At 59.2% G+C, this 24739-nt stretch carries 28 protein-coding genes; 17 read left to right on the plus strand and 11 right to left on the minus strand.

From position 1 onward, the window contains the following. The first annotated feature begins 142 nt into the window (after positions 1-142). The 8 genes from ccoG (at position 143) to VOY09_RS09810 (ending at position 8167) form a co-directional block, all read left to right on the plus strand. Positions 143-1558 (plus strand): cytochrome c oxidase accessory protein CcoG, encoded by a 1416-nt coding sequence (gene ccoG, locus VOY09_RS09775; protein WP_322894805.1) that lies wholly within the window; start codon positions 143-145, stop codon positions 1556-1558. Further along, positions 1555-2025, plus strand: a complete 471-nt coding sequence (locus tag VOY09_RS09780; protein WP_322894806.1) for a FixH family protein — start codon at positions 1555-1557, stop codon at positions 2023-2025. Before ccoG ends, VOY09_RS09780 begins: the two co-directional genes overlap by 4 nt. Then, positions 2022-4169, plus strand: a complete 2148-nt coding sequence (locus VOY09_RS09785) for a heavy metal translocating P-type ATPase (protein ID WP_322894808.1) — start codon at positions 2022-2024, stop codon at positions 4167-4169. The genes VOY09_RS09780 and VOY09_RS09785 overlap by 4 nt, the downstream gene beginning before the upstream one ends. Beyond that, on the plus strand, positions 4166-4318 hold the full coding sequence (ccoS, locus tag VOY09_RS09790) for a cbb3-type cytochrome oxidase assembly protein CcoS (protein WP_322894809.1): 153 nt from the start codon (positions 4166-4168) through the stop codon (positions 4316-4318). The genes VOY09_RS09785 and ccoS overlap by 4 nt, the downstream gene beginning before the upstream one ends. 111 nt (positions 4319-4429) lie before the next feature. Continuing rightward, positions 4430-4714 carry a co-chaperone GroES gene (locus tag VOY09_RS09795; protein ID WP_322894810.1) on the plus strand — a complete coding sequence of 95 codons (285 nt, stop codon included), beginning with the start codon at positions 4430-4432 and terminating at the stop codon, positions 4712-4714. 50 nt (positions 4715-4764) lie between these two features. Then, the gene (gene groL, locus VOY09_RS09800) at positions 4765-6417 is read left to right on the plus strand and encodes a chaperonin GroEL (protein WP_322894811.1); all 1653 of its coding nucleotides are present in this window, start codon (positions 4765-4767) and stop codon (positions 6415-6417) included. 129 nt (positions 6418-6546) lie between these two features. After that, a complete protein-coding gene (locus VOY09_RS09805; protein WP_322894812.1) occupies positions 6547-7389 on the plus strand; it encodes a DMT family transporter in 843 nt (280 codons plus the stop codon). 52 nt (positions 7390-7441) lie between these two features. Next, a complete protein-coding gene (locus tag VOY09_RS09810) occupies positions 7442-8167 on the plus strand; it encodes an alpha/beta hydrolase (protein ID WP_322894813.1) in 726 nt (241 codons plus the stop codon). A 51-nt stretch (positions 8168-8218) separates the two neighbouring features. On the opposite strand, the gene VOY09_RS09815 is transcribed toward VOY09_RS09810, so the two are convergent. From VOY09_RS09815 to VOY09_RS09825, 3 genes are all read right to left on the minus strand, one after another. Beyond that, entirely contained in the window at positions 8219-9286 is a 1068-nt protein-coding gene (locus VOY09_RS09815; protein ID WP_322894815.1) for a 5-(carboxyamino)imidazole ribonucleotide synthase, read from the minus strand. Beyond that, complete coding sequence (gene purE, locus VOY09_RS09820) at positions 9279-9767, minus strand: 5-(carboxyamino)imidazole ribonucleotide mutase (RefSeq protein ID WP_322894817.1); 489 nt, start codon at positions 9765-9767, stop codon at positions 9279-9281. The genes VOY09_RS09815 and purE overlap by 8 nt, the downstream gene beginning before the upstream one ends. 66 nt (positions 9768-9833) lie before the next feature. Continuing rightward, positions 9834-10052, minus strand: coding sequence for a YdcH family protein (locus tag VOY09_RS09825; RefSeq protein WP_322894819.1), 219 nt, complete (start codon positions 10050-10052; stop codon positions 9834-9836). 162 nt (positions 10053-10214) lie between these two features. On the opposite strand from VOY09_RS09825, the gene VOY09_RS09830 reads away from it, so the two are divergent. Next, complete coding sequence (locus VOY09_RS09830; protein ID WP_322894820.1) at positions 10215-10628, plus strand: Hsp20 family protein; 414 nt, start codon at positions 10215-10217, stop codon at positions 10626-10628. A 3-nt stretch (positions 10629-10631) separates the two neighbouring features. Beyond that, the gene (locus VOY09_RS09835; protein ID WP_322894822.1) at positions 10632-10856 is read left to right on the plus strand and encodes a DUF1150 family protein; all 225 of its coding nucleotides are present in this window, start codon (positions 10632-10634) and stop codon (positions 10854-10856) included. A 43-nt stretch (positions 10857-10899) separates the two neighbouring features. On the opposite strand, the gene VOY09_RS09840 is transcribed toward VOY09_RS09835, so the two are convergent. Next, positions 10900-12624, minus strand: a complete 1725-nt coding sequence (locus VOY09_RS09840; RefSeq protein ID WP_322894824.1) for a bifunctional sulfate adenylyltransferase/adenylylsulfate kinase — start codon at positions 12622-12624, stop codon at positions 10900-10902. A gap of 138 nt (positions 12625-12762) precedes the next feature. Further along, a complete protein-coding gene (trxB, locus tag VOY09_RS09845) occupies positions 12763-13731 on the minus strand; it encodes a thioredoxin-disulfide reductase (protein ID WP_322894825.1) in 969 nt (322 codons plus the stop codon). Positions 13732-13883: 152 nt separating this feature from the next. Between trxB and VOY09_RS09850 the strand changes: the two genes are divergently transcribed. Beyond that, on the plus strand, positions 13884-14384 hold the full coding sequence (locus VOY09_RS09850) for an Lrp/AsnC family transcriptional regulator (protein WP_322894826.1): 501 nt from the start codon (positions 13884-13886) through the stop codon (positions 14382-14384). 80 nt (positions 14385-14464) lie between these two features. Here VOY09_RS09850 and ccoP read toward each other — a convergent pair whose 3' ends face one another. Genes ccoP through ccoN form a run of 4 tightly spaced genes read right to left on the minus strand, consistent with a single transcriptional unit; the run spans position 14465 to position 17902 of the window. Further along, entirely contained in the window at positions 14465-15337 is an 873-nt protein-coding gene (gene ccoP / locus VOY09_RS09855) for a cytochrome-c oxidase, cbb3-type subunit III (RefSeq protein ID WP_322894827.1), read from the minus strand. Continuing rightward, positions 15334-15528, minus strand: a complete 195-nt coding sequence (locus tag VOY09_RS09860) for a cbb3-type cytochrome c oxidase subunit 3 (protein ID WP_322894828.1) — start codon at positions 15526-15528, stop codon at positions 15334-15336. Before VOY09_RS09860 ends, ccoP begins: the two co-directional genes overlap by 4 nt. A gap of 10 nt (positions 15529-15538) precedes the next feature. Further along, complete coding sequence (gene ccoO, locus VOY09_RS09865; protein ID WP_322894829.1) at positions 15539-16294, minus strand: cytochrome-c oxidase, cbb3-type subunit II; 756 nt, start codon at positions 16292-16294, stop codon at positions 15539-15541. 12 nt (positions 16295-16306) lie between these two features. Further along, positions 16307-17902: a cytochrome-c oxidase, cbb3-type subunit I gene (gene ccoN / locus VOY09_RS09870; RefSeq protein ID WP_322894830.1), complete on the minus strand. Its 1596-nt coding sequence runs from the start codon at positions 17900-17902 to the stop codon at positions 16307-16309. Positions 17903-18074: 172 nt separating this feature from the next. On the opposite strand from ccoN, the gene VOY09_RS09875 reads away from it, so the two are divergent. Further along, a complete protein-coding gene (locus VOY09_RS09875; protein WP_322894831.1) occupies positions 18075-18908 on the plus strand; it encodes a universal stress protein in 834 nt (277 codons plus the stop codon). Positions 18909-19021: 113 nt separating this feature from the next. Next, on the plus strand, positions 19022-19441 hold the full coding sequence (locus tag VOY09_RS09880) for a VOC family protein (protein WP_322894832.1): 420 nt from the start codon (positions 19022-19024) through the stop codon (positions 19439-19441). Here VOY09_RS09880 and fnrL read toward each other — a convergent pair. Continuing rightward, positions 19438-20160 (minus strand): transcriptional regulator FnrL, encoded by a 723-nt coding sequence (gene fnrL / locus VOY09_RS09885; protein WP_322894833.1) that lies wholly within the window; start codon positions 20158-20160, stop codon positions 19438-19440. The genes VOY09_RS09880 and fnrL overlap by 4 nt on opposite strands. A 100-nt stretch (positions 20161-20260) precedes the next feature. Next, on the minus strand, positions 20261-21136 hold the full coding sequence (locus tag VOY09_RS09890; protein WP_322894834.1) for a lysophospholipid acyltransferase family protein: 876 nt from the start codon (positions 21134-21136) through the stop codon (positions 20261-20263). Between the two features lie 254 nt (positions 21137-21390). Between VOY09_RS09890 and VOY09_RS09895 the strand changes: the two genes are divergently transcribed. The 4 genes from VOY09_RS09895 to VOY09_RS09910 all read left to right on the plus strand — a co-directional run bounded on the left by VOY09_RS09895 (position 21391) and on the right by VOY09_RS09910 (position 24720). After that, entirely contained in the window at positions 21391-21639 is a 249-nt protein-coding gene (locus VOY09_RS09895) for a hypothetical protein (protein WP_322894836.1), read from the plus strand. A gap of 251 nt (positions 21640-21890) precedes the next feature. Then, positions 21891-23108 (plus strand): NAD-dependent epimerase/dehydratase family protein, encoded by a 1218-nt coding sequence (locus VOY09_RS09900; protein ID WP_322894837.1) that lies wholly within the window; start codon positions 21891-21893, stop codon positions 23106-23108. Continuing rightward, positions 23105-23905, plus strand: a complete 801-nt coding sequence (locus VOY09_RS09905; protein ID WP_322894838.1) for a glycosyltransferase — start codon at positions 23105-23107, stop codon at positions 23903-23905. The genes VOY09_RS09900 and VOY09_RS09905 overlap by 4 nt, the downstream gene beginning before the upstream one ends. Further along, positions 23902-24720: an NAD(P)-dependent oxidoreductase gene (locus VOY09_RS09910; protein WP_322894839.1), complete on the plus strand. Its 819-nt coding sequence runs from the start codon at positions 23902-23904 to the stop codon at positions 24718-24720. Before VOY09_RS09905 ends, VOY09_RS09910 begins: the two co-directional genes overlap by 4 nt. Positions 24721-24739: the final 19 nt, after the last annotated feature.

A 24739-nucleotide genomic window follows, 5' to 3' on the forward strand; every position in this document is an offset into this window, starting at 1 on the left:
AGATATAAGCGCTTTGCGCGCGATTGCTACCTGGCTGCGGCAAAACCGACAGCCTGCCGCAAGCTTGATCCACATCAAGGTTGCCTGCGCCGCGCAGCGATAGACCGGGCCCTGCGAACAGAATTGTTTTGACAGGTGAAACATGTCCTCCTCCGACCACCAGCCGCTTTATGCGCCGCGCGAGCCGATCTTTCCGCGCCGCGTCAAAGGCTATTACCGCAACCTCAAATGGTGGGTGATGGCCGTCACCTTGGGTATCTATTACCTGACACCGTGGATCAGATGGGATCGCGGGCCGAACCTGCCTGACCAAGCCGTGCTGATCGATATGGCGCATCGGCGGTTCTATTTCTTCTGGATCGAGATCTGGTCGCATGAATTCTATTTTGTCGCCGGTCTGCTGATCATGGCGGGGCTGGGGTTGTTCCTGTTCACCTCGGCACTGGGGCGGGTCTGGTGCGGCTATACCTGCCCACAGACGGTCTGGACCGATCTGTTCATTCTGGTCGAACGCTGGATCGAAGGCGACCGCAACGCCCGTGTGCGGCTGTGGAACGCCAGATGGGATGCGCATAAGATCCGGCTGCGGGTCAGCAAATTGATCGTCTGGCTGCTGATCGCTGTCGCAACCGGCGGGGCATGGGTGTTCTATTTCGCCGATGCGCCGACATTGGCGCGCGATCTGCTGACCTTGCAGGCACCCTTTGTCGTCTGGGGCACGATTGGCCTGCTGACCGCCACGACCTTTGTCTTTGGCGGTTTCATGCGCGAACAGGTCTGCAATTACATGTGTCCCTGGCCGCGCATTCAGGCGGCGATGATGGACCCCGAAACGCTGACCGTCGCCTATCGCGACTGGCGGGGCGAACCGCGCGGCAAACCGCGTGTGGCGAGTGCAGGCGATTGCATCGATTGCATGGCCTGCGTCAATGTCTGCCCGGCTGGCATCGACATCCGCGACGGGCAGCAGATGGAATGTATCACCTGTGCGCTTTGCATCGATGCCTGTGATGACGTGATGGACAAGATCGGCAAGCCGCGTGGCTTGATCGATTATCTGGCCTTATCGGATCAGGAAGAAGAAGCGCAGGGTAAACCCGCCAAGCCGATCTGGGCGCATGTGCTGCGCTGGCGCACCATGCTTTACACCGTAATGTGGGCCGGGATTGGCGTCGGGCTGGTCTTTGCGATGTTCATCCGCGCCGATCTGGAAATGTCCGTCGCCCCGTTGCGCAACCCGACCTTTGTCGTGCTCAGCGACGGCACATTGCGCAATATCTATGACATCCGCCTGCTGAACAAATTGGGCGAGGATCGGGTGTTTACCCTGTCACTGGTGTCCGATCAAACTTTGACGATGACGTTGGAAGGCGCTGATCAGGATGTGGTCACCGTGCCTGCGAATGAAACCATGTTGCAACGTGTCTATGTCTCGGCCGCGCCCGGCAGCGTGGCGGCCAGAGCCGACCGGACCGATCTGCGGATCTGGGTCGAAGATGCGATCACCGGCGAACGCGCTTTTACAGATACAATTTTCAACGGAAGGGCCGCGCAATGACTGCGATAGCAAAAGATCCGCGCAAGTTCACCGGCAAACATATGCTGGCGCTGATGCTAGGGGGCTTTGGGGTGATTATCGCCGTCAATCTCGGCATGGCCTATATGGCGATTTCCACCTTTCCGGGAGTCGAGGCGCGCAGCACCTATGTCGCCAGTCAAACCTTTGAAGTGAACCGCGATGCGCAGGATGCGCTGGGATGGGATGTCGTGGCGACACTGGATGACGGGTTGCTGACCTTGGCGATCACAGACCAGGCGGATCAGCCGGTACAACCACGCGTAATCAAGGCGATCTTTGGCCGTGCTACCCATACGGGCGAGGATCACAATCCTGATTTCACATGGACCGGTGATGTGCTGACCGCGATGGTCCCGTCTCGTGACGGCTATTGGAACCTGAGATTGGAACTGGAAGCAGCGAATGGCACGATCTTCCGCCGCCGCATCCAGTTGCGTGACCGATGAGCGATACCGCCGCCTGCCCGGCCTGCATCGGCATTCCTGAATCCACGCTGACCAAAGCCGCGTCGCGCGGGGCGGAACAGATCATGCTGTCCTTGCCCGCGATCCATTGTGTCGCCTGCATCACCGGTGTCGAACGCGCTTTGCAGGCGCTGGACGGTGTCGCCAGCGCCCGTGTGAACCTGTCGATGAAGCGCGTCACGGTCGGTCTTGACCAACCGCTGGCACCCGAGACCTTGATCGATGCGCTGGAACTGGCGGGGTTCGAGGCCCGCAATCTGGATCGCGGCTTGCTTAATGCCGAAAACGACCCTGTCGGTGGCGCATTGATGACGCGGATCGCGGTGTCGGGCTTTGCGATGATGAATGTCATGCTGATGTCAGTGGCGATCTGGTCGGGTGCGATGGGGGCGACCCAGCACATGTTCCACCTGATCAGTGCCGCGATCTCTATTCCTGCCGTCGCCTATGCAGGCCAGCCGTTCTTCCAGCACGCGTGGTCCGCCCTGCGGGTGCGGCGGCTGAACATGGATGTGCCGATCTCGCTGGCGCTGATCCTGACCACAGGCATGTCGCTGTTTGAGACCGTTTATGGCGGCAAACATGCCTATTTCGAAGCGGCAGTATCGCTGGTGTTTTTCCTGCTGATCGGGCGCTATCTGGACCATCGCAGCCGCAAGGCTGCTGCCTCTGCCGCAGCCCAACTTGCAGCGTTAGAGGTGCCGCGTGTGATGCGGGTGACGGGTAGCATCCGCCAGATGGTCGATTTTGCCGATCTGGTGGTGGGTGATCTGGTGCTGGTCCTGCCCGGTGGACGCATTCCGGTGGACGGTGTCGTGACTGATGGCAACAGCCAGATCGACCGGTCGATGCTGACCGGCGAAAGCCGCCTGCATTATGCCGATACCGGCGCAAAGGTCACAGCCGGTGAGGTCAATATGACCGGCCCACTGACGATCCGGGCCGCGACCGTGGGCATGGACACCACCCTGCGCAAAATGGTCACGATGGTTGATGCGGCAGAGGCTGTGCGCAACCGCTATACCGCCATCGCCGACCGCGCGGCGGCGTTTTATTCGCCGATGGTGCATCTGCTGGCGCTGACCACATTTGCGGGCTGGGTGTTCTGGTCGGGCGATGTGCGGCTGTCGCTGAATATCGCGGTGGCCGTGCTGATCATCACCTGCCCCTGCGCCTTGGGTCTTGCTGTGCCTGCTGTGTCCACCATCGCGGCGGGGCGGTTGTTCCGCGCGGGGCTGTTGGTCAAGGACGGCACGGCATTGGAACGTTTAGCCGAGGTGGATACTGTCGTGTTTGACAAGACCGGCACGCTGACCATGCCTATCGCCACCCGCGATACATTGGATGCCGAGGCGCAAGCCGTCGCACTGGCCTTGACCCAGAACGCCAGCCATCCGGTGTCGCAGGCCATCGCAGCATCGCTGATCGGGGTGACACCGGCGATCCTGACCGATCAGTCTGAGCATCGCGGTAGGGGGCTGAGTGCGACCTATAACGGGCAACAGGTCCGGCTTGGGTCGGGTGCATGGCTGGGCGCGGGTGCTGGCACTTATCTACAGATCGGCAACAGCTCACCGCGTAAGATCAAGCTGGTCGCGGGTTTGCGCGATGGGGCGCAGGACCTTGTCACCGCGTGGCAAAAGGCCGGGCTGATAATCCACCTCGTGTCAGGTGATGACCGGAACGAGACTGAAAGAGTAGCGAAGATGCTGGGAATCAAAAGCTGGCAGGCGGAAACCCAGCCAGAGGACAAGATTGCCTATATCAATGCACTATCGGACCAAGGGGCCAAGGTCCTGATGGTTGGTGACGGGCTGAACGATACCGGCGCGCTGACAGCGGCTTATGCGTCACTGTCGCCAGCGACGGCAGCCGATGCATCGCGCGCGGCGTCCGATATCGTGCTGCTGAACGACAGCCTGACGCCGCTGATCGAATTGCCGCTGGTGGCACGCGCCGCCAAGAAACGCATCGTGGAAAACTTCGCCATCTCGGCAGCCTATAACGTCATCGCCATCCCCATCGCGGTGGCCAGTTTCGCAACGCCGCTGCTGGCGGCGATTGCGATGTCCACATCATCAATCACAGTTCTGGTGAACGCATTGCGCTTGAAAGGTCGGCTATGAATGTTTTGGTAATCCTTATCCCGGTCTCACTGACCCTCGGTGCCATCGGGCTCGCCGCCTTCCTGTGGAGCCTGCGCGCCAATCAATATGAAGACCTTGAAGGCGACGCTTGGCGGATCTTGTCCGATGACGATCAGGAACCGCGCTGAAATCCGCACGCCGCAGTTGACAGACGCGTGACCGGCTCATATCTAGCGCTTGTTGGCACTCGGGCTCACTGAGTGCTAACACCACGACAACCGAACTGGAGAAGTTCCGAAATGGCATTTAAACCACTTCACGACCGTGTGCTGGTCCGCCGCATTGAAGGCGAAGAGAAAACACAGGGCGGTCTGATCATTCCAGACACCGCCAAGGAAAAACCCGCCGAGGGTGAAATTGTCAGCGTTGGCGATGGCGCCCGCAAGGACAGCGGCGAATTGATCGCGATGTCGGTCAAAGTCGGCGACAAAGTGCTGTTTGGCAAATGGTCCGGCACTGAAGTCCGTATCGACGGCGAAGAGCTGTTGATCATGAAAGAAAGCGACATCCTGGGGATCCTGTGATCCTTCGGCCCTGTCCTTTCCCTTTCACATAATTCAAGGAGCACATGAAAATGGCTGCTAAAGAAGTAAAATTCAGCACCGACGCGCGTAACCGGATGCTCAAGGGTGTGAACATCCTTGCCGACGCCGTCAAAGTGACACTTGGCCCCAAAGGCCGCAACGTGGTCATCGACAAATCCTTTGGCGCACCGCGCATCACAAAGGACGGTGTCTCTGTCGCCAAGGAAATCGAACTGGAAGACAAGTTCGAAAACATGGGCGCGCAGATGGTCAAAGAAGTGGCCAACCGCACCAATGACGAAGCCGGTGACGGGACCACGACAGCCACCGTTCTGGCCCAGGCGATTGTCCGCGAAGGCATGAAATCTGTCGCCGCTGGCATGAACCCGATGGACCTGAAGCGCGGCATCGACCTCGCGACCTCCAAAGTGGTCGAAGCGATCAAAGCAGCAGCGCGCCCTGTCAATGACAGCGACGAAGTTGCACAGGTCGGCACGATCTCTGCCAATGGCGAAGCTGAAATCGGTCGCCAGATCGCTGACGCGATGCAGAAAGTCGGCAACGAAGGCGTGATCACCGTCGAAGAGAACAAAGGTCTGGAAACAGAAACCGTTGTCGTCGAGGGCATGCAGTTCGACCGTGGCTACCTGTCGCCATATTTCGTCACCAACCCAGAGAAAATGACAGTCGAGCTGGAGGATGCGATCATCCTGCTGCACGAAAAGAAACTGTCGTCGCTGCAGCCAATGGTGCCTTTGCTGGAATCCGTCATCCAGTCCGGCAAGCCATTGCTGATCATCTCGGAAGATGTCGAAGGCGAAGCGCTGGCAACTCTGGTTGTCAACAAACTGCGCGGCGGCCTGAAAATCGCTGCTGTCAAAGCCCCTGGCTTTGGTGATCGTCGCAAGGCGATGCTGCAAGATCTGGCGATTCTGACCGGCGGTCAGGTGATCTCTGACGATCTGGGCATGAAGCTGGAAAACGTCACCATCGATATGCTGGGCTCTGCCAAGCGCGTTTCGATCACCAAAGACGAAACAACCATCGTTGACGGTGCCGGCGACAAAGCGGAAATCGAAGCACGCGTTGCCCAGATCCGTGGCCAGATCGAAGACACGTCTTCCGATTACGACCGCGAAAAACTGCAGGAACGTGTGGCCAAACTGGCTGGCGGTGTGGCTGTCATCCGCGTCGGCGGCATGTCCGAAGTGGAAGTCAAAGAGCGTAAAGACCGCGTTGACGATGCACTGAACGCAACACGCGCTGCTGTGCAAGAAGGTGTTGTTGTCGGTGGTGGTGTTGCCCTGATCCAGGCCGGTAAGGTTCTGGAAGGTCTCAAGGGTGCAAACTCTGACCAGGACGTGGGTATTGCGATCATCCGCAAGGCCATCGAGGCTCCGCTGCGTCAGATCGCAGAAAACTCGGGCGTTGACGGTTCTGTCGTTGCGGGCAAAATCCGCGAAAGCAGTGACAAGTCCTTTGGCTTTAACGCACAGACCGAAGAATATGGCGACATGTTCAAGTTCGGCGTCATTGACCCGGCTAAAGTCGTGCGCACAGCCCTGCAAGACGCGGCATCTGTCGCTGGCCTGCTGATCACCACAGAAGCCATGATTGCGGACAAACCGTCGAAAGACGGCGGCAATGCCGGCGGCGGCATGGGCGATATGGGTGGCATGGGCGGTATGGGCGGCATGATGTAAGATCATATCCGCAAGGATGTGATCTGCGACATGCGTCTTTGACGTGTCACACTGAAGGGCGGTCCATCACGGGCCGCCCTTTTCTTTTGCCCGGGCGCGGGTAAGGCTTGCCGGACTGAACAAGGGCCAATGATGACCAAGATTTTCCTGCTGCTGGCGCTGACGATGTGTGCCTTTGCTGCCAATTCGATCCTCAACCGGATCGGCGTGGCGCAATATGGCATGGACCCGATGGATTTCGCTGCGATCCGTGTGGCGGCCGGGGCGGCGATGTTATGGGCGCTGCTGGTCTGGCGCGGCACAACCACGCCGCAATTGCTGTCACGGCGGCGGATCTTTGGCGCGCTGGCGCTGGCGGGCTATATGGTCGGGTTTTCATTGGCTTATGTCAGCCTTGATGCGGGCCTTGGCGCGCTGATCCTGTTTGGCGTGATACAGGTCGTTATTTTTGGCTGGGCGGTGGGCCAAGGCCACAGCATCCCGCCCCTGCGCTGGATGGGGTCAGGCGTCGCCCTGACAGGTCTGTGCGTCCTGCTCTGGCCCGGTGGCGCTCAGGTGGTGCCCTTGGGTGGCGCGCTGGCGATGATGCTCGCGGGCGGGTCCTGGGCGGTTTACACCCTGCTAGGCCGCAGCGAGCCTGATGCGCTGGCAGGCACGGCGGGGAATTTCCTGCTCTGCCTGCCCCTGGTGCTGGTGGTGCTGCCGCTTTCGGATACGGGCAGCCTGTCCGTGCCGGGCGCGATCACTGCCGTGCTGGCGGGTGCGGTCACATCGGGGCTGGGCTATGCGCTGTGGTATCGCGTCTTGCCGCAACTGCCTGCGACACTGGCCGGTGTCGCGCAATTGAGCGTGCCTGTCCTAACCGTCTTTGCCGGTGTCATGTTTCTGGCCGAACCGCTCACCACGCGGCTGGTGCTGGCGGGACTGCTGGTTCTGGGCGGGATTGCGATCTCTTTGCCGCGATCACGCTAGATTATTCACCTGCGGCATTTGCTATTCGGCACAGGCTTTCTATGAAAGAGGCATGAAACGGATTTTCTCAACCTTGCTGGCGCTCTGTGTGACCGGCCCCGCGCTGGCGCAGGAATGTGTCGTGTTGCTGCACGGCCTTGCCCGGACCGAGATGTCGATGACGCCGATGGAGCTTGTGCTGGAAAACGAAGGCTATTTCGTCGTCAACCGCGGCTATCCTTCGACCGAAAACACGATTCAGGAATTGGTTGATGATTTCATGGGGCAGGATGTCGCTGCCTGCGGCGACAGGCGGGTCAATTTCGTCACCCATTCGATGGGTGGCATTCTGGTCCGCGCCTGGCTGACGGGGAACCGCCCCGCGGATATGGGCCGCGTGGTCATGCTGGGGCCACCCAATGGCGGGTCCGAGCTGGTCGATATTTTCGGTGAGTTTGAGCCATTTCAATGGGTCAATGGCCCCGCCGGTCTGCAACTGGGGACCGAAGCGGATAGTTTCCCCAATTCGCTGGATTACCTGCCGTTCGAGATCGGGGTCATCGCGGGGAACCGGACGCTGAACCCGGTCTATTCCACCCTGATCGAAGGGCCGGATGACGGCAAAGTCTCGGTCGATTCAACGCGGCTTGATGGCATGGCGGATCATATCGTGCTGCCGGTGACCCATACATTCATGATGAACAATCCGCTGGTGATGGCACAGGTGCTACATTTCCTGCGCCTAGGGCAGTTTGATCATGATCAGACGATGATGGATCTGTTTCTGGGCGAGGAGTAAGATTTGCCCACCGGGCTTTCGCCCGGTCGGGCATGCCTCCGGCGGGGATATTTAGGCTCTGACGATGCGGTTCACGTGGCCCATTTTGCGTCCCGGTTTGATATCGGCCTTGCCATAAAGATGGATCGCAGCATCGGTTTTGGCATAATCGGCCAGCTTGTCCATATCGTCACCGATCAGGTTTTCCATCGTGACATCTGCATGGCGCGATCCATCGCCCAAAGGCCAGCCTGCGACGGCGCGGATATGTTGTTCAAACTGGCAGATCGTGCAGCCGTTCTGTGTCCAATGGCCGGAATTATGCACGCGCGGGGCGATTTCATTCACGATCAGGCCTTTGGATGTGACGAATAATTCAACGCCCATGACACCCACGTAATCCAGTGCATTTAGGATGCGCGCAGCAATCAGCACGGCATCGGTACGTTGTGATGCGGTCAGATTGGCGGGAACCTTGGTGGTTCGTAGAATGCCATCCTCATGCACATTTTCACCCGGATCATAGCAGGCGACCGACCCATCCTGCCCGCGCGCGCCGATGACCGAGACTTCGTGGCTGAAGTCGATGAAACCTTCCAGAATGGCAGGCGCGCCTTGCATATCGGCAAGGGCGGTGACGGCATCAGCGCGGGTCATGATCCGCGCCTGCCCTTTGCCATCATAGCCCATGCGCCGCGTTTTCAGGATCGCGGGTGCGCCGATATTGTCCAAAGCGGCCTCCAACGCCGCCGCATCCGGCACATCGGTGAAAGGCGCGGTTTGCAGGCCGAGGCCTTGCAGGAATGTCTTTTCCGTCAGCCGGTCTTGTGACGTCGCCAAGGCCTGCCGCCCCGGATGGATCGGGGCGAGTGTTTCGAGCAGATCCAGCGCCGCAGTCGGGATGTTTTCAAATTCATAGGTGATCACATCGACCGATTGGCCAAAGGCGGTCAGAGCGGCGTGATCGTCATAGCTGGCGGTGGTGACTTTGTAGGCCACATCACCGGCTGGCGGGTTGGGGCCGGGTTCAAAGATATGCACCTTCAGCCCCACCCGCGAGGCGGCCACGGCCAGCATCCGGCCCAATTGGCCGCCGCCCAGAATGCCGATGACAGCGCCGGTTGGCAAAGGCTTAGTCATCGACAGGTTCTTCCGGGATCGAGGCGGAGAGCGCTGTGCGCCATGCGTCCAGCCGCTGCGCGAGGGCCGCGTCCTGCAAGGCCAGAATGCCCGCCGCCATCAGCCCGGCATTGGCCGCCCCTGCCCCGCCAATCGCCATTGTAGCGACAGGAAAGCCGCGCGGCATCTGCACGATGGAATAAAGGCTATCGACGCCGGCCAAAGCCTTGGTCTGCACCGGCACGCCAACCACCGGCACCCGCGTTTTCGACGCCATCATGCCGGGCAGATGGGCCGCCCCGCCAGCACCCGCGATGATTACCTGCAAGCCGCGCGATGCGGCGGTTTTACCGTAATCCCACAGCCGGTCGGGGGTCCGATGCGCGGACACGATGCGGGTTTCGTAGGCGACGCCGAGCTGGTCAAGCATCTCTGCCGCCTCGCGCATCGTCGCCCAATCGGACTGGCTGCCCATGATGATCCCGACCAAAGGTTGCGTCATCGCTTTGTCCCCGTAACTTTATTGAAGCGGCACTATAGCCAAGTGCGACAGAGCCGCAACGGGCGATCAGGCGATAATATCGGGGTGAATACGGTCTTCGAGCTGGACGATCTGATCTTTCAGCGCGAGCTTTTGCTTTTTCAGCCGCTGCAGCGTCAGCATATCGCTGGCCGCGCGGTCATGCAGCGCCGCGATGGCCGCATCAAGATCGCGGTGCTGGCTTTTGAGCATTTCCAGCTTGACGCGGAGCACGTCAATTTCGTCCATTTTCTCGAATGAGGTCATAGCAGCGTGGTTATCCCGTATCCTTGTCTTTTGGTGTTAAACAATCCCGGGCGGATATCCTAATACTTCCTCTTGATCATGGCCGGATTGGCCCCCATATTTTGATCGAGGCCGCCGCAATCGGGGCCGCATCGACAGTCGCTTGAACGAAGGGCATGTCTTATGACGAAAATGGCTTTGGGGACGCATCCGTTCCTTTTGGGGTTTGAACAGCTGGAACGGCTGGTCGAACGCACCGCGAAAAGCGGCAATGACGGCTACCCGCCGTATAATATCGAACAGACCTCTGCCACATCTTACCGGATCACGCTGGCCGTGGCCGGATTTGCCGAAGGCGATCTGGTGATCACGGTCGAAGATAACGCGCTGGTGATCCGGGGAAGGCAGCAGGACGACAGTGAAGGCCGGATCTACCTGCACCGCGGGATTGCCGCGCGCCAGTTTCAGCGCAGCTTTGTGCTGGCCGATGGTGTCGATGTCGGCGAGGCGGTGATGGAAAACGGATTGCTGCATGTCGATCTGACCCGGTCGGTGCCCGACCGGATTGTCCAGACCATCAAGATCAAGAAAGGCTAAGCCATGAATATGAAATATGATCTCAAATCATTTGGTCAGGATATTGTTTATGTCAAACCCGTGCTGACCGCCGACCTGCCTGCCGAAGTGCGCGCCGAAATCGGTGATCTGCGCGAGGTTTTCGCAGTGCATAACACCAAGGGCGAGCAATTGGCGCTGGTCGCCGACCGCCAGATGGCGTTCCATCTGGCGCGCGAGAACGACATGAACCCAGTGACGGTGCATTAATAGCATGCCGTGACCTGCATCAGGATGCAGGTCACGGGCCTTCTTAGCCCTTGATCAGACCCATGCTTTCCAGCTTCAGGATCACCTGATGCGCACAGGTATCGACGGTCATGTTTTCGGTGTCGAGGCTGAGTTCGGGATTTTCAGGCACATCATAGGGGTCTGAAATCCCGGTAAATTCCGCGATTTTCCCGGCGCGTGCCAGTTTATAAAGACCCTTACGATCCCTCCGTTCGCACTCCTCAATGGAAGTGGAAACGTGGATTTCCACGAAAGCCCCGAATTGTTCGACGTCTTCGCGTACCGCGCGCCGTGTCGTTGCATAGGGCGCAATCGGCGCGCAGATCGCGATGCCGCCGTTCTTGGTGATCTCCGACGCGACATAGCCAATGCGGCGGATGTTCAGATCGCGGTGTTCCTTGGAAAAGCCCAGTTCGGACGACAGGTTCTTGCGTACGATATCACCGTCGAGCAGGGTCACAGGCCGTCCGCCCATTTCCATCAGCTTGACCATCAGCGCATTGGCGATGGTGGATTTACCCGATCCGGAAAAGCCGGTGAAGAAGACGGTAAAGCCTTGTTTCGCCCGCGCCGGGCGGCTTTTGCGCAATTCTTCCACGACCTGCGGGAAGGAAAACCATTCAGGAATGTCCAACCCTTCCGCCAGACGGCGGCGCAATTCAGTGCCGGAAATATCAAGGATCGTCACCTTGTCCTTATCCGCGATTTCATCAGCAGGTTCATATTGGGCGCGGTCCTGCACATAGACCATCTGTTTGAAATCGACCATCTCGATGCCCATTTCATCCTGATGCTGGCGGAACAGATCCTGCGCATCATAGGGGCCATAGAAATCCTGCCCGGCCGAATTCTTACCCGGCCCGGCATGATCACGCCCCACGATGAAATGGGTGCAGCCGTGGTTTTTGCGGATCAACCCGTGCCAGACCGCCTCACGCGGGCCAGCCATACGCATGGCGAGGTTCAAGAGACTCATCGTCGTGGTCACGGAGGGGTATTGATCCAACACCGCTTCGTAACAGCGCACGCGGGTGAAATGGTCAATATCGCCCGGTTTGGTCATGCCGACGACAGGGTGGATCAGCAGGTTGGCCTGTGCTTCACGCGCAGCGCGGAAGGTCAGTTCCTGATGTGCCCGGTGCAGGGGATTGCGGGTCTGGAAGGCGACGACCTTGCGCCAGCCCAGTTTGCGGAAGAGTGCGCGCAATTCGTTCGGCGTATCGCGACGGCCACGGAAATCATAATGCACCGGCTGCTGGATGCCGGTGACCGGGCCGCCCAGATACACATTGCCCGCAGTATTGTGCAGGTAATTCACCGCAGGATGCGCAGAATCGTCGGCGCCATAGACCTTTTCAGCCTCATGCGCTTTGTTCGGCACCCATTTGTCGGTGATCGTCATGGTGGCGAGGATCACACCTTCCTGATCGCGCAGGGCGATGTCCTGACCGATGGTGACCTTGTCGGCAAAACCTTCGGTTACGTCCAGTGTGATCGGCATCGGCCAAAGCGCGCCATTGGCCAGACGCATGTTGTCGACGACACTGTTATAATCCGCCTCGGACAGGAACCCTTTCAGCGGGTTGAAACCGCCGTTCATCAGCAGTTCCAGATCGCAGATCTGGCGCAGGGACAGGTCGTGGCTGACCAGATCGGCAGCCTCGGCTTTCAGCTTCTGCGCGCTCTCGTAAGAGACGTAAAGTTCGGGGATGGGGGCCAGATCCTGCGGCATTTTCTTCACAATCATCACTGTTACATTGCCCGATGAAATAGCCCCCACGTTGCATTCTTGTCCAGCATGGCGCGCCAAAAAGAACGGCACTGTGGCGTGCCGATCATTTGCAGAACAATGGTGTGACCTATGGCCAGGACCGGAGTGATTGTCCTATTCTGCGGCCTGCATATCCTGCTGATCATGCAAAGCGGCAAGATAGCGTTCCGCATCCAGCGCCGCCATGCAGCCCATCCCGGCGCTGGTCACGGCCTGACGGTAGACATGGTCGGTCAGATCGCCTGCTGCAAAGACACCCGGAATCGCGGTGCGCGTGGTGCCGGGTTCGACGACGACATAGCCGCCGTTATGCGTTTCCAACTGGTCCTTGACCAGTTCCGATGCAGGCGCATGACCGATGGCGATGAACACGCCCTTGGCGGAAATCTCGGTCGTAGTACCGCTGCGCACATCGCGCACGCGGATGCCTTCGACGCCTAGCGGGCTGTCGGTGCCGAAGACTTCTTCGACCTCGTGAAACCACAGGGTTTCGATCTTTGGGTTCTGTTCCAGCCTTTGTTGCAGGATCTTTTCGGCGCGCAATTCATCGCGCCGGTGGATCAGCGTCACCTTGGAGGCGAAATTGGTCAGAAACAACGCCTCTTCCACAGCGGTGTTGCCACCACCGACAACGACGATTTCCTGTCCACGATAGAAGAACCCGTCACAGGTCGCACAGGCGCTGACACCGAAACCTTTGAACTTATCCTCGGTCGGCAGGCCCAGCCATTTCGCACGCGCGCCGGTGGACAGGATCACCGCATCGGCGGTGTAGATCGTGCCGCTGTCCGATTGCGCGGTGAAGGGGCGGTGTTGCAGATCGAGCGAGGTGATGATGTCTTGGACAATCTCGCAACCCATGGCGCGGGCATGGGCCTCCATCCGCAGCATCAGGTCGGGGCCTTGCACCTCTGTATCGCCGGGCCAGTTTTCGACCTCGGTCGTGGTGGTCAATTGCCCACCGGGCTCCATGCCTTGGACAAGCAAAGGCTCCAGCATCGCACGGGCGGCGTAGACCCCGGCGGTGTAACCTGCAGGGCCAGAGCCGATGATCAGAACGCGGGTGTGGCGGGTGGCGGACATGGCAGACCTCATCTGGTTTCCCCGTTGATATAGCGTTCCATCGCAAAGGTTAAAAGATCAGACGCCCGGTTCTTTTGTTACTGAAACATGAAACATTATTGCGCTGGAGGCGCGATATAGGTAGTAATCGGAAAAATTTACCGAGGAACGACATGGCTGGCCCGAAATTAGACGAAATCGACCGGATGATTCTGGCAGAACTACAGGCCGATGGCCGCATGACCAATGTCGAACTGGCCAGCCGCGTGGGAATATCCGCCCCGCCCTGCCTGCGCCGGGTGCGCACGTTGGAAGAGCAGGGATTTATCCTTGGCTACCATGCCGATGTCAACGCCCGCGAATTGGGGTTCGAGGTGCAGGTTTTCGCCATGGTCGGGCTTGTCAGCCAGGCCGAAGCTGATCTGTCCGCGTTTGAGCAGCGCTGCATCGGCTGGCCGCTGGTCCGCGAATGCCACATGCTCAATGGTGAGGTGGATTTCATCCTCAAATGCGTGGCCCCCGATCTGCGCACCTTCCAGCGGTTTTTGACCGAGGAATTGACCAGCGCGGATAATGTGGCCTCTGTGAAAACGTCTCTGGTGATCCGCGATGCGAAAGTCGAACCGGGCGTGCCGTTCGATGTGTTAGAGGCGCGCTTGGCGCAACAGGCGTAAACAGAAAAAGCGCCCGGTGGACCGGACGCTTTTCCCTCACATGCGGGCGGAATTGCGCGAACAGATGCGCCCGCAGTGATCTATTCGCCGCCGCCCAATTGGTGGACGTAAGCCGTGACCGCGCGGATTTCCGCCTCGCTCAGGCGGGTCCCCCAAGGCGGCATCACGCCAAAGCGGGCATAGCGGATCGTCTGTTCCAGCGCCGCAGGATCGCCACCGTAAAGCCAGATCGCATCGGTCAGATTGGGCGCGCCCAGATCGCGGTTGCCGGTGCCTGCCTCGCCATGACAGGCGGCGCAATTGTCCAAAAACAGCTCTGATCCGGAAGCGGCGAGAGTGGTGTCATGGTCTTGGCCGGAAATGGCCAGCACATGGTTCACCACGGCATCGATTTCCGCGTTTGACAGGATGTCATCAAAAGCCGTCATTTCCGAATAACGTGCATCCCAGTCTTCTTCGTTCCGAATACCATGGCGGACGGTATAGGCAATGTTTTCGAAGTCGCCGCCCCACAGCCAATCGTCATCCAGCAGGTTGGGATAGCCGACCGCCCCCGCAGCCCCAGAGCCGTGGCATTGCGAGCAATTGTTGCGGAAAACCGCGCCCCCGGCAGAGGTGGCAAAGCGGGCCAATTCCGGGTTCTGGTCCAGCGTCGACAGATCAGCGGCAGCAAGCTCAGCCATGTTGCCCGCATTCGCTTCTTCAAAGCGGGCGATTTCCTGTGCCACTTCGCCACGGGTCGAATAGCCCAGCAAGCCCGTCGTCGCAGAATTGATCAATGGCCAAGCCGGGAAGGCGATCACATAGCCGATCCCCCAGATGATGGTCAGATAGAAGGTCCAGAGCCACCAGCGCGGCAGCGGGTTGTTCAGCTCCTTGATCCCGTCCCAGCTATGGCCGGTTGTGTCGATGCCGGTGACGTCATCTACATCTTTTTTGTCCTTGCTGCTCATGGCTTCGGCTCCTTTGGCTGGTCCGGGGTGACCGGCTTGTCCTCATGTCGGAAGGGGATATTGGCGATATCGGCATCGATTTTGCGGCTGCCGGGGCGGAAGGCCCAGATGATCACCGCGAGAAAGAATGTGCCCATCCAGATGAGCAACCAATTGTCGCGGATCTGCTGCCAGAGTGTTTGGTAATCCATGGCTGCCCCCTTACCGGCTCGCGTCGGGCGTGAAGGTCGAGAAATCGACCGTCGTGCCCAACATTTGCAGATAGGCGATCAGCGCATCCATTTCCGACACACCGGGGCGGCCATCAAAGTTGCGGATCTGTGCGCCCGGATAACGTTCCAACAGATCGTCATAGGCCTCGGTATTTGGATCGGCTTGGGCAAGCACGTCAGAGACCGCGAGCGTGATCATCTCTTCCGTATAGGGCACGCCGATGATGCTATGCGTGCGCACCAGATCGGCGGTGTGATCCGCGTTGACATAGTTATCGAGCAGAAAGGCATAGCCCGGCATGATCGATTCCGGCACCACGGATTGCGGGTCGATCATGTGATCCAGATGCCAGGCATCGGAATACTTTCCGCCGACCCGAGCAAGGTCGGGCCCTGTGCGTTTCGATCCCCATTGGAACGGATGGTCATACATCGATTCCGCCGCAAGCGAATAATGGCCGTACCGTTCCACCTCGTCCCGCATTGGACGGATCATCTGGCTGTGGCAATTGTAGCAGCCTTCGCGGATGTAGACATCGCGCCCGGCCAGTTCCAGCGGCGCATAAGGGCGCACGCCTTCGACCTTTTCGATGGTGTTTTCCAGATAGAACAGCGGCACGATTTCCACCAGCCCGCCAATCGCCACCACGACGAGCGAGGTGACAAGCAGCAAAGTGGGCGAGCGTTCGAGGATCGCGTGTTTCGACAGAAAGCCTTTGACGGGGGTATTTGGTGTTTCAGACATCTGATCTGGCTCCTATTCTGCTGGCACGCCGACCGGGGCAGTGACTTTGACGCCACCCCTGATCGTCATGAAGATGTTCCAGGCCATGATGATCCCGCCGGTCAGATACAGAACCCCGCCCAGACCGCGCACGACATACATCGGGAATTTCGCGGAAACGGTGTCGGCAAAGCTGTTCACAAGGAACCCGTTGGCATCGACTTCGCGCCACATCAGGCCTTCCATGATCCCGGTGACCCACATCGAGGCGGCGTAAAGAATGATACCGATCGTCGCCAACCAGAAGTGCCAGTTGATCGCGGACATGGAATACATCTGCGCACGCCCCCAGAGTTTCGGTGTCAGGAAGTAAAGTGCTGCAAAAGTAATCATCCCGTTCCAGCCAAGCGCGCCGGAATGCACATGCCCGATGGTCCAGTCGGTGTAATGTGACAGCGAATTGACCGCGCGGATCGACATCATCGGCCCTTCGAATGTGGACATGCCGTAGAAGGCGAGGCTGATCACCATCATGCGGATGATCGGATCAGTGCGCAGCTTGTCCCATGCCCCTTGCAGGGTCATCAGACCGTTGATCATGCCGCCCCAGCTCGGCATCCACAGGATGATCGAAAACACCATGCCAAGGGTCGAGGCCCAATCCGGCAAAGCTGTATAATGCAAATGGTGCGGACCGGCCCAGATATAAAGAAAGATCAGCGCCCAGAAATGGATGATCGACAGTTTATAGCTGAAGATCGGGCGGCCCGCCTGTTTCGGCACAAAGTAATACATCATGCCCAGAAAGCCCGCTGTCAGGAAAAAGCCCACGGCATTATGGCCATACCACCATTGCACCATGGCATCCTGCACACCCGAGAAGATCTGCACAGATTTGCTGCCCCAGATGCTGACCGGGATGCTCAGGTTGTTGACGATATGCAGCATCGCGACTGTGACGATGAAGGCCAGCAGGAACCAGTTAGCAACATAGATGTGCCGTTCCTGCCGCTTGAACAACGTGCCAAGAAACGCAGCAAGGAAAGCAACCCAGACAATGGTCAGCCAGATATCGATATACCATTCCGGCTCGGCATATTCTTTCGATTGGGTGGCACCCAGCAGGTAACCCGTCGCGGCCAGCACGATGAACAGGTTGTAACCCCAGAACACGAACCAACCCAGATTGCCGCCCCAAAGCCGCGCGCCACAGGTGCGCTGCACGATGTAAAAGGACGACATGATCAGAGCATTGCCGCCGAAGGCGAAAATCACCGCAGACGTGTGCAGCGGGCGTAGCCGGCCGAAATTGCCATAGGGTTGCAGCAGATCGAAATTCAGCTGCGGAAAGGCCAGTTGGAAGGCGATCACCACGCCGACCAGAAAGCCCACGACCCCCCAGAATGTCGTCGCGATCACCCCGGCGCGGACCACATCATCCATATAGCCGGTGGGGGCCGCCACGCTCGGTTGTTCCATCTGGCGCAACACGCGCACGAACATGAACCCTGACACGCACAAGATAATCATCGCATGGACAATATAGGCCGTATCACGCCCCCAATTGGCCGCCATCGCCGCAAACAGGGCCACCGCCCCCAATGCCGCCAGTTTCACATAATTCCCCATGGAATTTCCCTTCTTCCATCGCCCCGCACATGGGCGCGATCCTTTGCCGATGATCGGCTTATGCGGATGGGGGCGAGGATCGTCTTTGATGTGGATCAAGACAAAGCACCGGGCCGCGCGGCATAGAGAGGGCAACGCAGCCCGCGCAACATCTGACGGAGAAAGGCATTTGATGACCTATAAGATCATTGCGACCGTGCTGACGCAGATCGACCATGCCACTGATGCATTGGATGCCGCAATTGCGCTGGCGGGCCGCATGGATGCGCATCTGGATATCTTCGTCGTGACGATCTGCCACAGCGAAACGAATACCTATTACATGGGAACCGATGCGCTGGGGATCGAACGCCAGACCCGCGACGCAATGGAAGAGCGGGACCAGCTGGAGCTATGGGTCAAATCCCGGATGCAAGGGGAAATCCTGCGCTGGGGGCTGCAGGCCGCGACGGTGCAAGGACCAGCCCTGACGGCGTATTTGGCGCGCAAATTGCGGTTCTGTGATCTGGTGATCCTGCCGCGCCCCTATCAGGACAACCTGGATGCCGAAACATTGGTCGAGGCCTGCCTTTTCGCCGCCGAACGCCCGGTGTTGATGATCCCGCAGGGCTGCAAAGCGCCAAGTGCCGGTGGTCATATTCTGATGGGCTGGAATGACGGGGCAGAGGCTTTGGCCGCAGCCCGTGCCGCCCTGCCTTTGCTGCAACAGGCAGATATCGCTGACATCTGCATTGTCGACCCGCCCAGCCATGCCGCCGACCGGTCCGATCCGGGTGGGGCGATGGCGCAATATCTGATGCGCCATGGGACAAGGTCAGAGGTTGCCGTGCTGGCCCGCACCGAACCGCAGGTGGGCGATATCCTGCTGCGCCGCGCGCGTGAGGTCGGAGCAGAGCTGATCGTCAGCGGTGCCTATGGGCATTCGCGGCTGCGCGAGGCAGTGTTCGGCGGGGCGACGCGGAGTTTACTGGAACGGGCCGATCGCCCGATCCTGATGTCGCGGTAGGGCGTGATCGGGAGAGACTGCGGTAAGTCGGGGAGAACCCCGACCTACGCACTGTCGTCGGGACTGTTCGCCCCGCCGCTTGAGCCCAGCGCGCTTTCTTGCTAGCCAATTTTATGGCCAATCGCATCGCATTCTTTTCTCTGCTTGTCCCGGATTATGACGACGCGCTGGCGTTCTTCCTGCGCATTGGCTTTACCTGTCGGGAGGATACCGATCTCGGCCACGGCAAGCGTTGGGTCCGGATCGCCCCTGCAGGCGGCGATACCGAGATCCTGCTCGCACGCGCTGTGGGGGAACGCCAGATAAACGCCATTGGTGATCAAGGCGGCGGGCGGGTCTGGCTGTTTCTGGAAACCACCAATTTCGAAACCGATTATAGGCAGATGCTGGCCGCAGGTATCCAGTTCGAAGAACCACCGCGCGTTGAGGCTTACGGGCGGGTCGCCGTCTGGTCCGACCCTTGGGGCAATCGCTGGGACCTGATTGAATTCGCGCGCCCAGATCGCAGCGGCACCGACAGTCGCTTGCCTTAAAACACATCCTCACCCGTTTCGACCTTCAGATCCTCAAGATCAGGCACCTTGATCTCACGCCGTTCGTCAAAGCTGATGACACCGTCTTTCTTCAACGCCGACATCTGGCGGCTGACGGTTTCAATGGTCAGGCCAAGGTAATTTGCCATCGTCTCGCGGGTGATCGGCAGGGTGAATGACACCTGAGGAACGGCGCCGGGTTTGAGTTTCACCATCCGCGTCGCGATCATGTAAAGCAGAGATGCGATCTTTTCCCGTGCGGTTTTGCGGCCCAGCACCAGCATCCATTCGCGGGCGGCATCGAGCTCGTCCAATGTCATTTCCAGCAGGCGCTGGCCGACATGCGGGGTCTCGTTGATCAGTTTCTCAAATGGTTTACGTCGGAAACAGCACAGCATCACATCCGTTTCTGCGGTGACATTACACTCAATCGTGTCGCGGTTGGGCCGGCCCAGGAAATCGGCAGGCAGCAACAGCCCCACCATTTGCACCCGTCCATCCGGCATCGTGCGGGTCAGGCTGGCCACACCTGAAACAAGCGACCCGACAAATTCCAACGGGTCGCCGGCAAAGAAAATCGTCTGACCTGCGGCATATGACCGATAATATTTGATCTGCTCCAGCATCCCCATTTCGTCAGGTTCGCATTTTGAGCAGACAGCGTTATAGCGAATCGGGCAATCGGTGCAGGATTTAATGTTCGGGACTGCAAGAGTCATAGTCCAATGTCCCTAAATGATCTGAATAAATTGATCATGCCGTAAAAGCAGCACCTGTTCCATGATCAATTTGAAATCATTCCCGGTGCCCTTTGCAGGGTCACGCGTCATTCCAGCGACGCAGCATCCAATACCACTGATCGGGAGTCGCGCGAATTCGTGCTGACAGGCTGTCGTTAAAGGTCTGTGTCATGGTCTGTGCATCAGAATGCGGGATCGGGTCCTCGAACACCACATCGAAACTATCGCCATCCGCGCGGCGTATCCCATAGGCGGGCAGCATCAGCAGATCGTATTTCAACGCGAGTTCCGCCGCTGCCAGTGACGTTAAGGCAGAATGCCCCAGAAACGGCAGCCGCACGCCATCGGCATATTTCTCATCAAGCAGAATGGCCATGAACCCGCCGCTGCGCAGGTGCCGGACCAGAGATTTGGTTCCGGCACGCCCGGTTTCAAGGATCGGCTTGCCGCCCGCCTCGATCCCCGCCAACAACCGACGCTGGTAATGCGGGTTAGGCTGGCGGCGATAGATGGCACCGGTTTCCATATCGCGCGCTTTCAGCGCGGCACGCACCGCTTCCCATTGGCCGAAATGGCCCGAGACGATGACGGCACCCTGCCCTGCCGCACGGGCCGCGGCCAGCGCCGCAAGTCCCGGCCCAGAGGCATGGAACTTGTCCTGCCGGGTCTGGAATTCGGCGCAATGGTAAATCTCGAACAACGTCCGCCCCATTGCGCGCCCCATCGCCTGCCCCAATCGCGCCCGTTCATGGCGAGGCATTTGCGGAAAGACGCGCAGCACCTCGCGGTCAAAACGCCATTGTGCAGGAGGAAACCAGCGCATGACGAAACCGACCGCGGACCCCAAGGCACGCGACCTCTTTTCGAACCGCCGCGCGCGCGACACGGTCAGAACGGACAGCAGCGGAAGATAGCGGAAATGGTTCCAGACGGATTTGAAAGAGCGTGGCAACATGGCAGATCTACTGACCAGTCGGAGCGGCTTTGCCAAGCCCAAAAGGGCATCTGTCGCGGCAAATGGCTGATCCGCCGCGGATCTGTTCGCCGCGGGATATCATCAGGGCGGGCTGTTGCAGATGTCGCAGGCACTCAAACCGACGGCGGTGCGGTTGTCCAGGATCGCATCCGACCTGCGTCTGCTGTCCAGCGGCCCCGCGCGCGGGACTGGACGAACTGAGCCTGCCGCCGGTGGCGGCCGGGTCGTCAATCATGCCGGGCAAGGTCAATCCGGTCATCTCCGAATTGGTCAATCAGGTCTGCTATGCGGTCATCGGCAATGACCTGACCGCGACGATGGCCGACAAGGCGGGGGAATTGCAGATGAACGCGATGGAGCCGGTGATGCTGGCCCGTCTGCTGGAGTCGCGACCCATCTTGGGAAACGCTGTCCGCAACCACGGGAGAGGGGCTGCGCCTGACCGCCTGACACATTTACACGAGAGGGAGGAGATACCATGACAACGACAACCCAAGGCCTTTTCGCGCGGTGGAGCGGCCTGCATTGGAGAATGCGACGTGCGAGATGATCGCGTCAGGACAGGGCCGGATGTCGGGCGCATAGCAGTCATTACCTGAGCGAAAAGGCGTTGTTCGGCGGACCGGCACCGACACAAAACTTTAATATGACAGATGCAACGCGCGATTGTATCCTGTCTTGAAATTGCGCAGGACCCGCGCAGGGTGGGCCTCTGACATCAAGGAATAATGCGATGAAAATAGCGGTTCTTGGCGGTGATGGATTTTGCGGCTGGCCCACCACGCTGCACCTCTCGAATGCCGGCCATGAGGTGCATATCATCGACAATCTGTCGCGCCGCTGGATCGATACCGAGCTGGGGGTTCAGTCGCTCACACCGATGGACAGTATTCAGGAACGTTGCCGGATCTGGAAACAGGAAACCGGGCGAACCTTGCATTTCCATCTGCTTGATATCGCCAGGGAATATCAGCGCCTGCGCCAATGGCTGGAGGCTGAGCGCCCCGATGCCATCATTCATTTTGCCGAACAGCGCGCAGCACCCTATTCGATGAAATCAGACCGCCATAAGGTCTATACTGTCAACAATAACGTCAACGCGACGCATAATCTGCTGACCGCGATGGTGGAAACCGGCATCGACGCGCATCTGGTGCATCTGGGGACGATGGGCGTTTACGGCTATTCCAGCGTCGGTGCGCCGATCCCCGAAGGCTATCTCGATGTCGAGATCGACACGCCTGCCGGCAAAAAAGCGCAGGAAATCCTTTATCCGACGCGTCCCGGATCGGTCTATCACATGACCAAATCGCTGGATCAGGTGATGTTCCAGTTTTACGCCCAGAATGACGGGCTGCGGATCACCGACCTGCATCAGGGTATCGTCTGGGGCACCCATACCAACCAGACTCAGCGCCATGCGCAATTGATCAACCGTTTCGATTATGACGGCGATTTCGGCACGGTGCTGAACCGGTTTTTAATTCAGGCTGCTATCGGCTATCCATTGACGGTGCATGGCACTGGCGGGCAGACGCGCGCCTTTATCCATATCCGCGATTCTGTGCGCTGTGTTGAACTCGCCCTGTCGGATGCGCCCAAGGCGGGTGACCGGGTCAAGATATTCAACCAGATGACCGAAACCCACCGTATCCGCGATCTGGCCGAGATGGTCGCACGCCTGACCGGCGCGCAGATCGCCTGGCTACCCAATCCGCGCAAAGAAGCGGCCGAGAATGATCTGATCGTGAAGAATGATCAATTCCTCGCGCTGGGGCTGAACCCGACGACCTTGGCCGATGGTCTGATGGACGAAGTGGTCGAGATCGCCCGGAAATTTGCCCATCGCATCGACCGCGCCCGTGTCCCCGCTGTCAGCGCCTGGACCAAGGAATTGGCGACGCGGGTCGAAATCGATCCCGAACACAAGCGGCTGAAATCCGTTTCATGAGCACGCATGCCTATGTCACCTTAGTCACCAATGCTGATTTCGCCTTGGGGGCCAAGGCCCTGCTGCGCTCGCTCAACCTGTCGGGGACGCGGGCGGACAAGGTCGTGATGCATACCGGCGGCGTGACGCAGGACGTGCTTGCGCCGCTGGCGGCGCTTGGCGCGATCATGCACAAGGTTGACCTGCTGCCGACGTCGGACGCTTTCAATTTGCGCCATGCGACGCAGAACCTTCACTGCGCTGCACCCTTCAAAAAAGGCACAAAACCTGATTTTCACACGCCGCTGGATAATTTCGCCAAGCTGCGGCTCTGGCAATTGCCCTATGACAGGGTCATCTTTCTGGATGCAGATACATTGGTGCTAAAGAATATCGACAGGCTGTTCGATTTTCCGGAATTCTGCGCCGCCCCGAATGTCTATGAGAGCCTCGTCGATTTCCAACGGATGAATTCCGGTGTCTTCACGGCGCGGCCTGATCCGGCGACTTTTGATGCGATGCTGATCAGGCTTGATCAGCCGGATGCGTTCTGGCGGCGCACCGACCAGACATTCTTGCAGCACTACTTTCCAGATTGGCTCGGGCTGCCGGTCTTTATGAATATGCTGCAATATGTCTGGTTCAACCTGCCCGAGCTGTGGCACTGGCGTGATATCCATGTCCTGCATTTTCAATATGAAAAGCCATGGCAGGATCATGCCAAAGCTGATCAACTGCGCGTTCTGATCGACCTGTGGCGCGCCCATGCCGGCGACGGGCCGGTGCCGGACCCTGCCAGCCTGCCCAACCCAAGATGAGGATCGCCATCACCGGCGGCACCGGCCTTGTCGGTCGCTTTATCGTGGCTGACGCTTTGGCCGCCGGTGATGGTGTCCTCGCTTTGTCCCGCCCCGACTACAGGCTAGGCGACCGCCCGGATCTGAGCGGTTGCGACGCGCTGGTGCATTGCGCCTTCCATCACGCGCCGGGGCGTTATCGCGGTGGCGAAGCGGATGATCCCGCAGGTTTTATCAGCGCCAACCTCGACGGCACGGTCGCCTTGTTTGAAGCGGCCAAGGCCGCAGGTGTGGCGCGTGCGATCTTCCTCAGCACGCGCGCGGTCTATGATGGCTATCCACCCGGCACCTGTTTGACCGAGGATCTGCCACCATTGCCCACCACCCTTTACGGACAGGTCAAATGGGACGCGGAACAGGCCTTGCAGGCATTGAACGGGCCCGGGTTCAGCACCGCCGCAATCCGCGCCACTGGCATCTATGGGCCCGGTCCCGGCCATAAGTGGACCGGCCTTTTCGCCGACTTTCTGGCCGGGCGGCCAATCTCATCTCGCCGCAGCACAGAACTGCATGGTGCCGACCTCGCCACAGCGGTGCGCCTTTTGCTGGGTTGCACGGCGCAGGGCACCTTCAACGCCTCGGACATCCTGCTCGACCGGCATGACCTGCTGATGCGGGTGAAATCGCTCACCGCGTCCCCTCACATACCGCCGCCCTCCAGCGATACGCCCATCAGCGTAATGTGCTGTGACAACCTGCAGGCGCTCGGGTGGCAACCTGCGGGCTGGGCGGGGCTGGAGCGGACATTGCCGCAGCTTGTCAAAGACGCTGGGTGACCAAACACCTATTGGAACG

It is taken from the genome of Yoonia sp. 67-2, assembly GCF_035117555.1.
In the GTDB taxonomy this organism is placed as follows: domain Bacteria; phylum Pseudomonadota; class Alphaproteobacteria; order Rhodobacterales; family Rhodobacteraceae; genus Yoonia.

What these genes read in the sequence shown, in the direction of transcription:
- ccoG (WP_322894805.1), top strand. Translation starts at nt 143, where the DNA reads ATGTCCTCCTCCGACCACCAGCCGCTTTATGCGCCGCGCGAGCCGATC.
- VOY09_RS09780 (WP_322894806.1), top strand. Translation starts at nt 1,555, where the DNA reads ATGACTGCGATAGCAAAAGATCCGCGCAAGTTCACCGGCAAACATATG.
- VOY09_RS09785 (WP_322894808.1), top strand. Translation starts at nt 2,022, where the DNA reads ATGAGCGATACCGCCGCCTGCCCGGCCTGCATCGGCATTCCTGAATCC.
- ccoS (WP_322894809.1), top strand. Translation starts at nt 4,166, where the DNA reads ATGAATGTTTTGGTAATCCTTATCCCGGTCTCACTGACCCTCGGTGCC.
- VOY09_RS09795 (WP_322894810.1), top strand. Translation starts at nt 4,430, where the DNA reads ATGGCATTTAAACCACTTCACGACCGTGTGCTGGTCCGCCGCATTGAA.
- groL (WP_322894811.1), top strand. Translation starts at nt 4,765, where the DNA reads ATGGCTGCTAAAGAAGTAAAATTCAGCACCGACGCGCGTAACCGGATG.
- VOY09_RS09805 (WP_322894812.1), top strand. Translation starts at nt 6,547, where the DNA reads ATGATGACCAAGATTTTCCTGCTGCTGGCGCTGACGATGTGTGCCTTT.
- VOY09_RS09810 (WP_322894813.1), top strand. Translation starts at nt 7,442, where the DNA reads ATGAAACGGATTTTCTCAACCTTGCTGGCGCTCTGTGTGACCGGCCCC.
- VOY09_RS09815 (WP_322894815.1), bottom strand. Translation starts at nt 9,286, where the DNA reads ATGACTAAGCCTTTGCCAACCGGCGCTGTCATCGGCATTCTGGGCGGC.
- purE (WP_322894817.1), bottom strand. Translation starts at nt 9,767, where the DNA reads ATGACGCAACCTTTGGTCGGGATCATCATGGGCAGCCAGTCCGATTGG.
- VOY09_RS09825 (WP_322894819.1), bottom strand. Translation starts at nt 10,052, where the DNA reads ATGACCTCATTCGAGAAAATGGACGAAATTGACGTGCTCCGCGTCAAG.
- VOY09_RS09830 (WP_322894820.1), top strand. Translation starts at nt 10,215, where the DNA reads ATGACGAAAATGGCTTTGGGGACGCATCCGTTCCTTTTGGGGTTTGAA.
- VOY09_RS09835 (WP_322894822.1), top strand. Translation starts at nt 10,632, where the DNA reads ATGAATATGAAATATGATCTCAAATCATTTGGTCAGGATATTGTTTAT.
- VOY09_RS09840 (WP_322894824.1), bottom strand. Translation starts at nt 12,624, where the DNA reads ATGATTGTGAAGAAAATGCCGCAGGATCTGGCCCCCATCCCCGAACTT.
- trxB (WP_322894825.1), bottom strand. Translation starts at nt 13,731, where the DNA reads ATGTCCGCCACCCGCCACACCCGCGTTCTGATCATCGGCTCTGGCCCT.
- VOY09_RS09850 (WP_322894826.1), top strand. Translation starts at nt 13,884, where the DNA reads ATGGCTGGCCCGAAATTAGACGAAATCGACCGGATGATTCTGGCAGAA.
- ccoP (WP_322894827.1), bottom strand. Translation starts at nt 15,337, where the DNA reads ATGAGCAGCAAGGACAAAAAAGATGTAGATGACGTCACCGGCATCGAC.
- VOY09_RS09860 (WP_322894828.1), bottom strand. Translation starts at nt 15,528, where the DNA reads ATGGATTACCAAACACTCTGGCAGCAGATCCGCGACAATTGGTTGCTC.
- ccoO (WP_322894829.1), bottom strand. Translation starts at nt 16,294, where the DNA reads ATGTCTGAAACACCAAATACCCCCGTCAAAGGCTTTCTGTCGAAACAC.
- ccoN (WP_322894830.1), bottom strand. Translation starts at nt 17,902, where the DNA reads ATGGGGAATTATGTGAAACTGGCGGCATTGGGGGCGGTGGCCCTGTTT.
- VOY09_RS09875 (WP_322894831.1), top strand. Translation starts at nt 18,075, where the DNA reads ATGACCTATAAGATCATTGCGACCGTGCTGACGCAGATCGACCATGCC.
- VOY09_RS09880 (WP_322894832.1), top strand. Translation starts at nt 19,022, where the DNA reads ATGGCCAATCGCATCGCATTCTTTTCTCTGCTTGTCCCGGATTATGAC.
- fnrL (WP_322894833.1), bottom strand. Translation starts at nt 20,160, where the DNA reads ATGACTCTTGCAGTCCCGAACATTAAATCCTGCACCGATTGCCCGATT.
- VOY09_RS09890 (WP_322894834.1), bottom strand. Translation starts at nt 21,136, where the DNA reads ATGTTGCCACGCTCTTTCAAATCCGTCTGGAACCATTTCCGCTATCTT.
- VOY09_RS09895 (WP_322894836.1), top strand. Translation starts at nt 21,391, where the DNA reads ATGCCGGGCAAGGTCAATCCGGTCATCTCCGAATTGGTCAATCAGGTC.
- VOY09_RS09900 (WP_322894837.1), top strand. Translation starts at nt 21,891, where the DNA reads ATGAAAATAGCGGTTCTTGGCGGTGATGGATTTTGCGGCTGGCCCACC.
- VOY09_RS09905 (WP_322894838.1), top strand. Translation starts at nt 23,105, where the DNA reads ATGAGCACGCATGCCTATGTCACCTTAGTCACCAATGCTGATTTCGCC.
- VOY09_RS09910 (WP_322894839.1), top strand. Translation starts at nt 23,902, where the DNA reads ATGAGGATCGCCATCACCGGCGGCACCGGCCTTGTCGGTCGCTTTATC.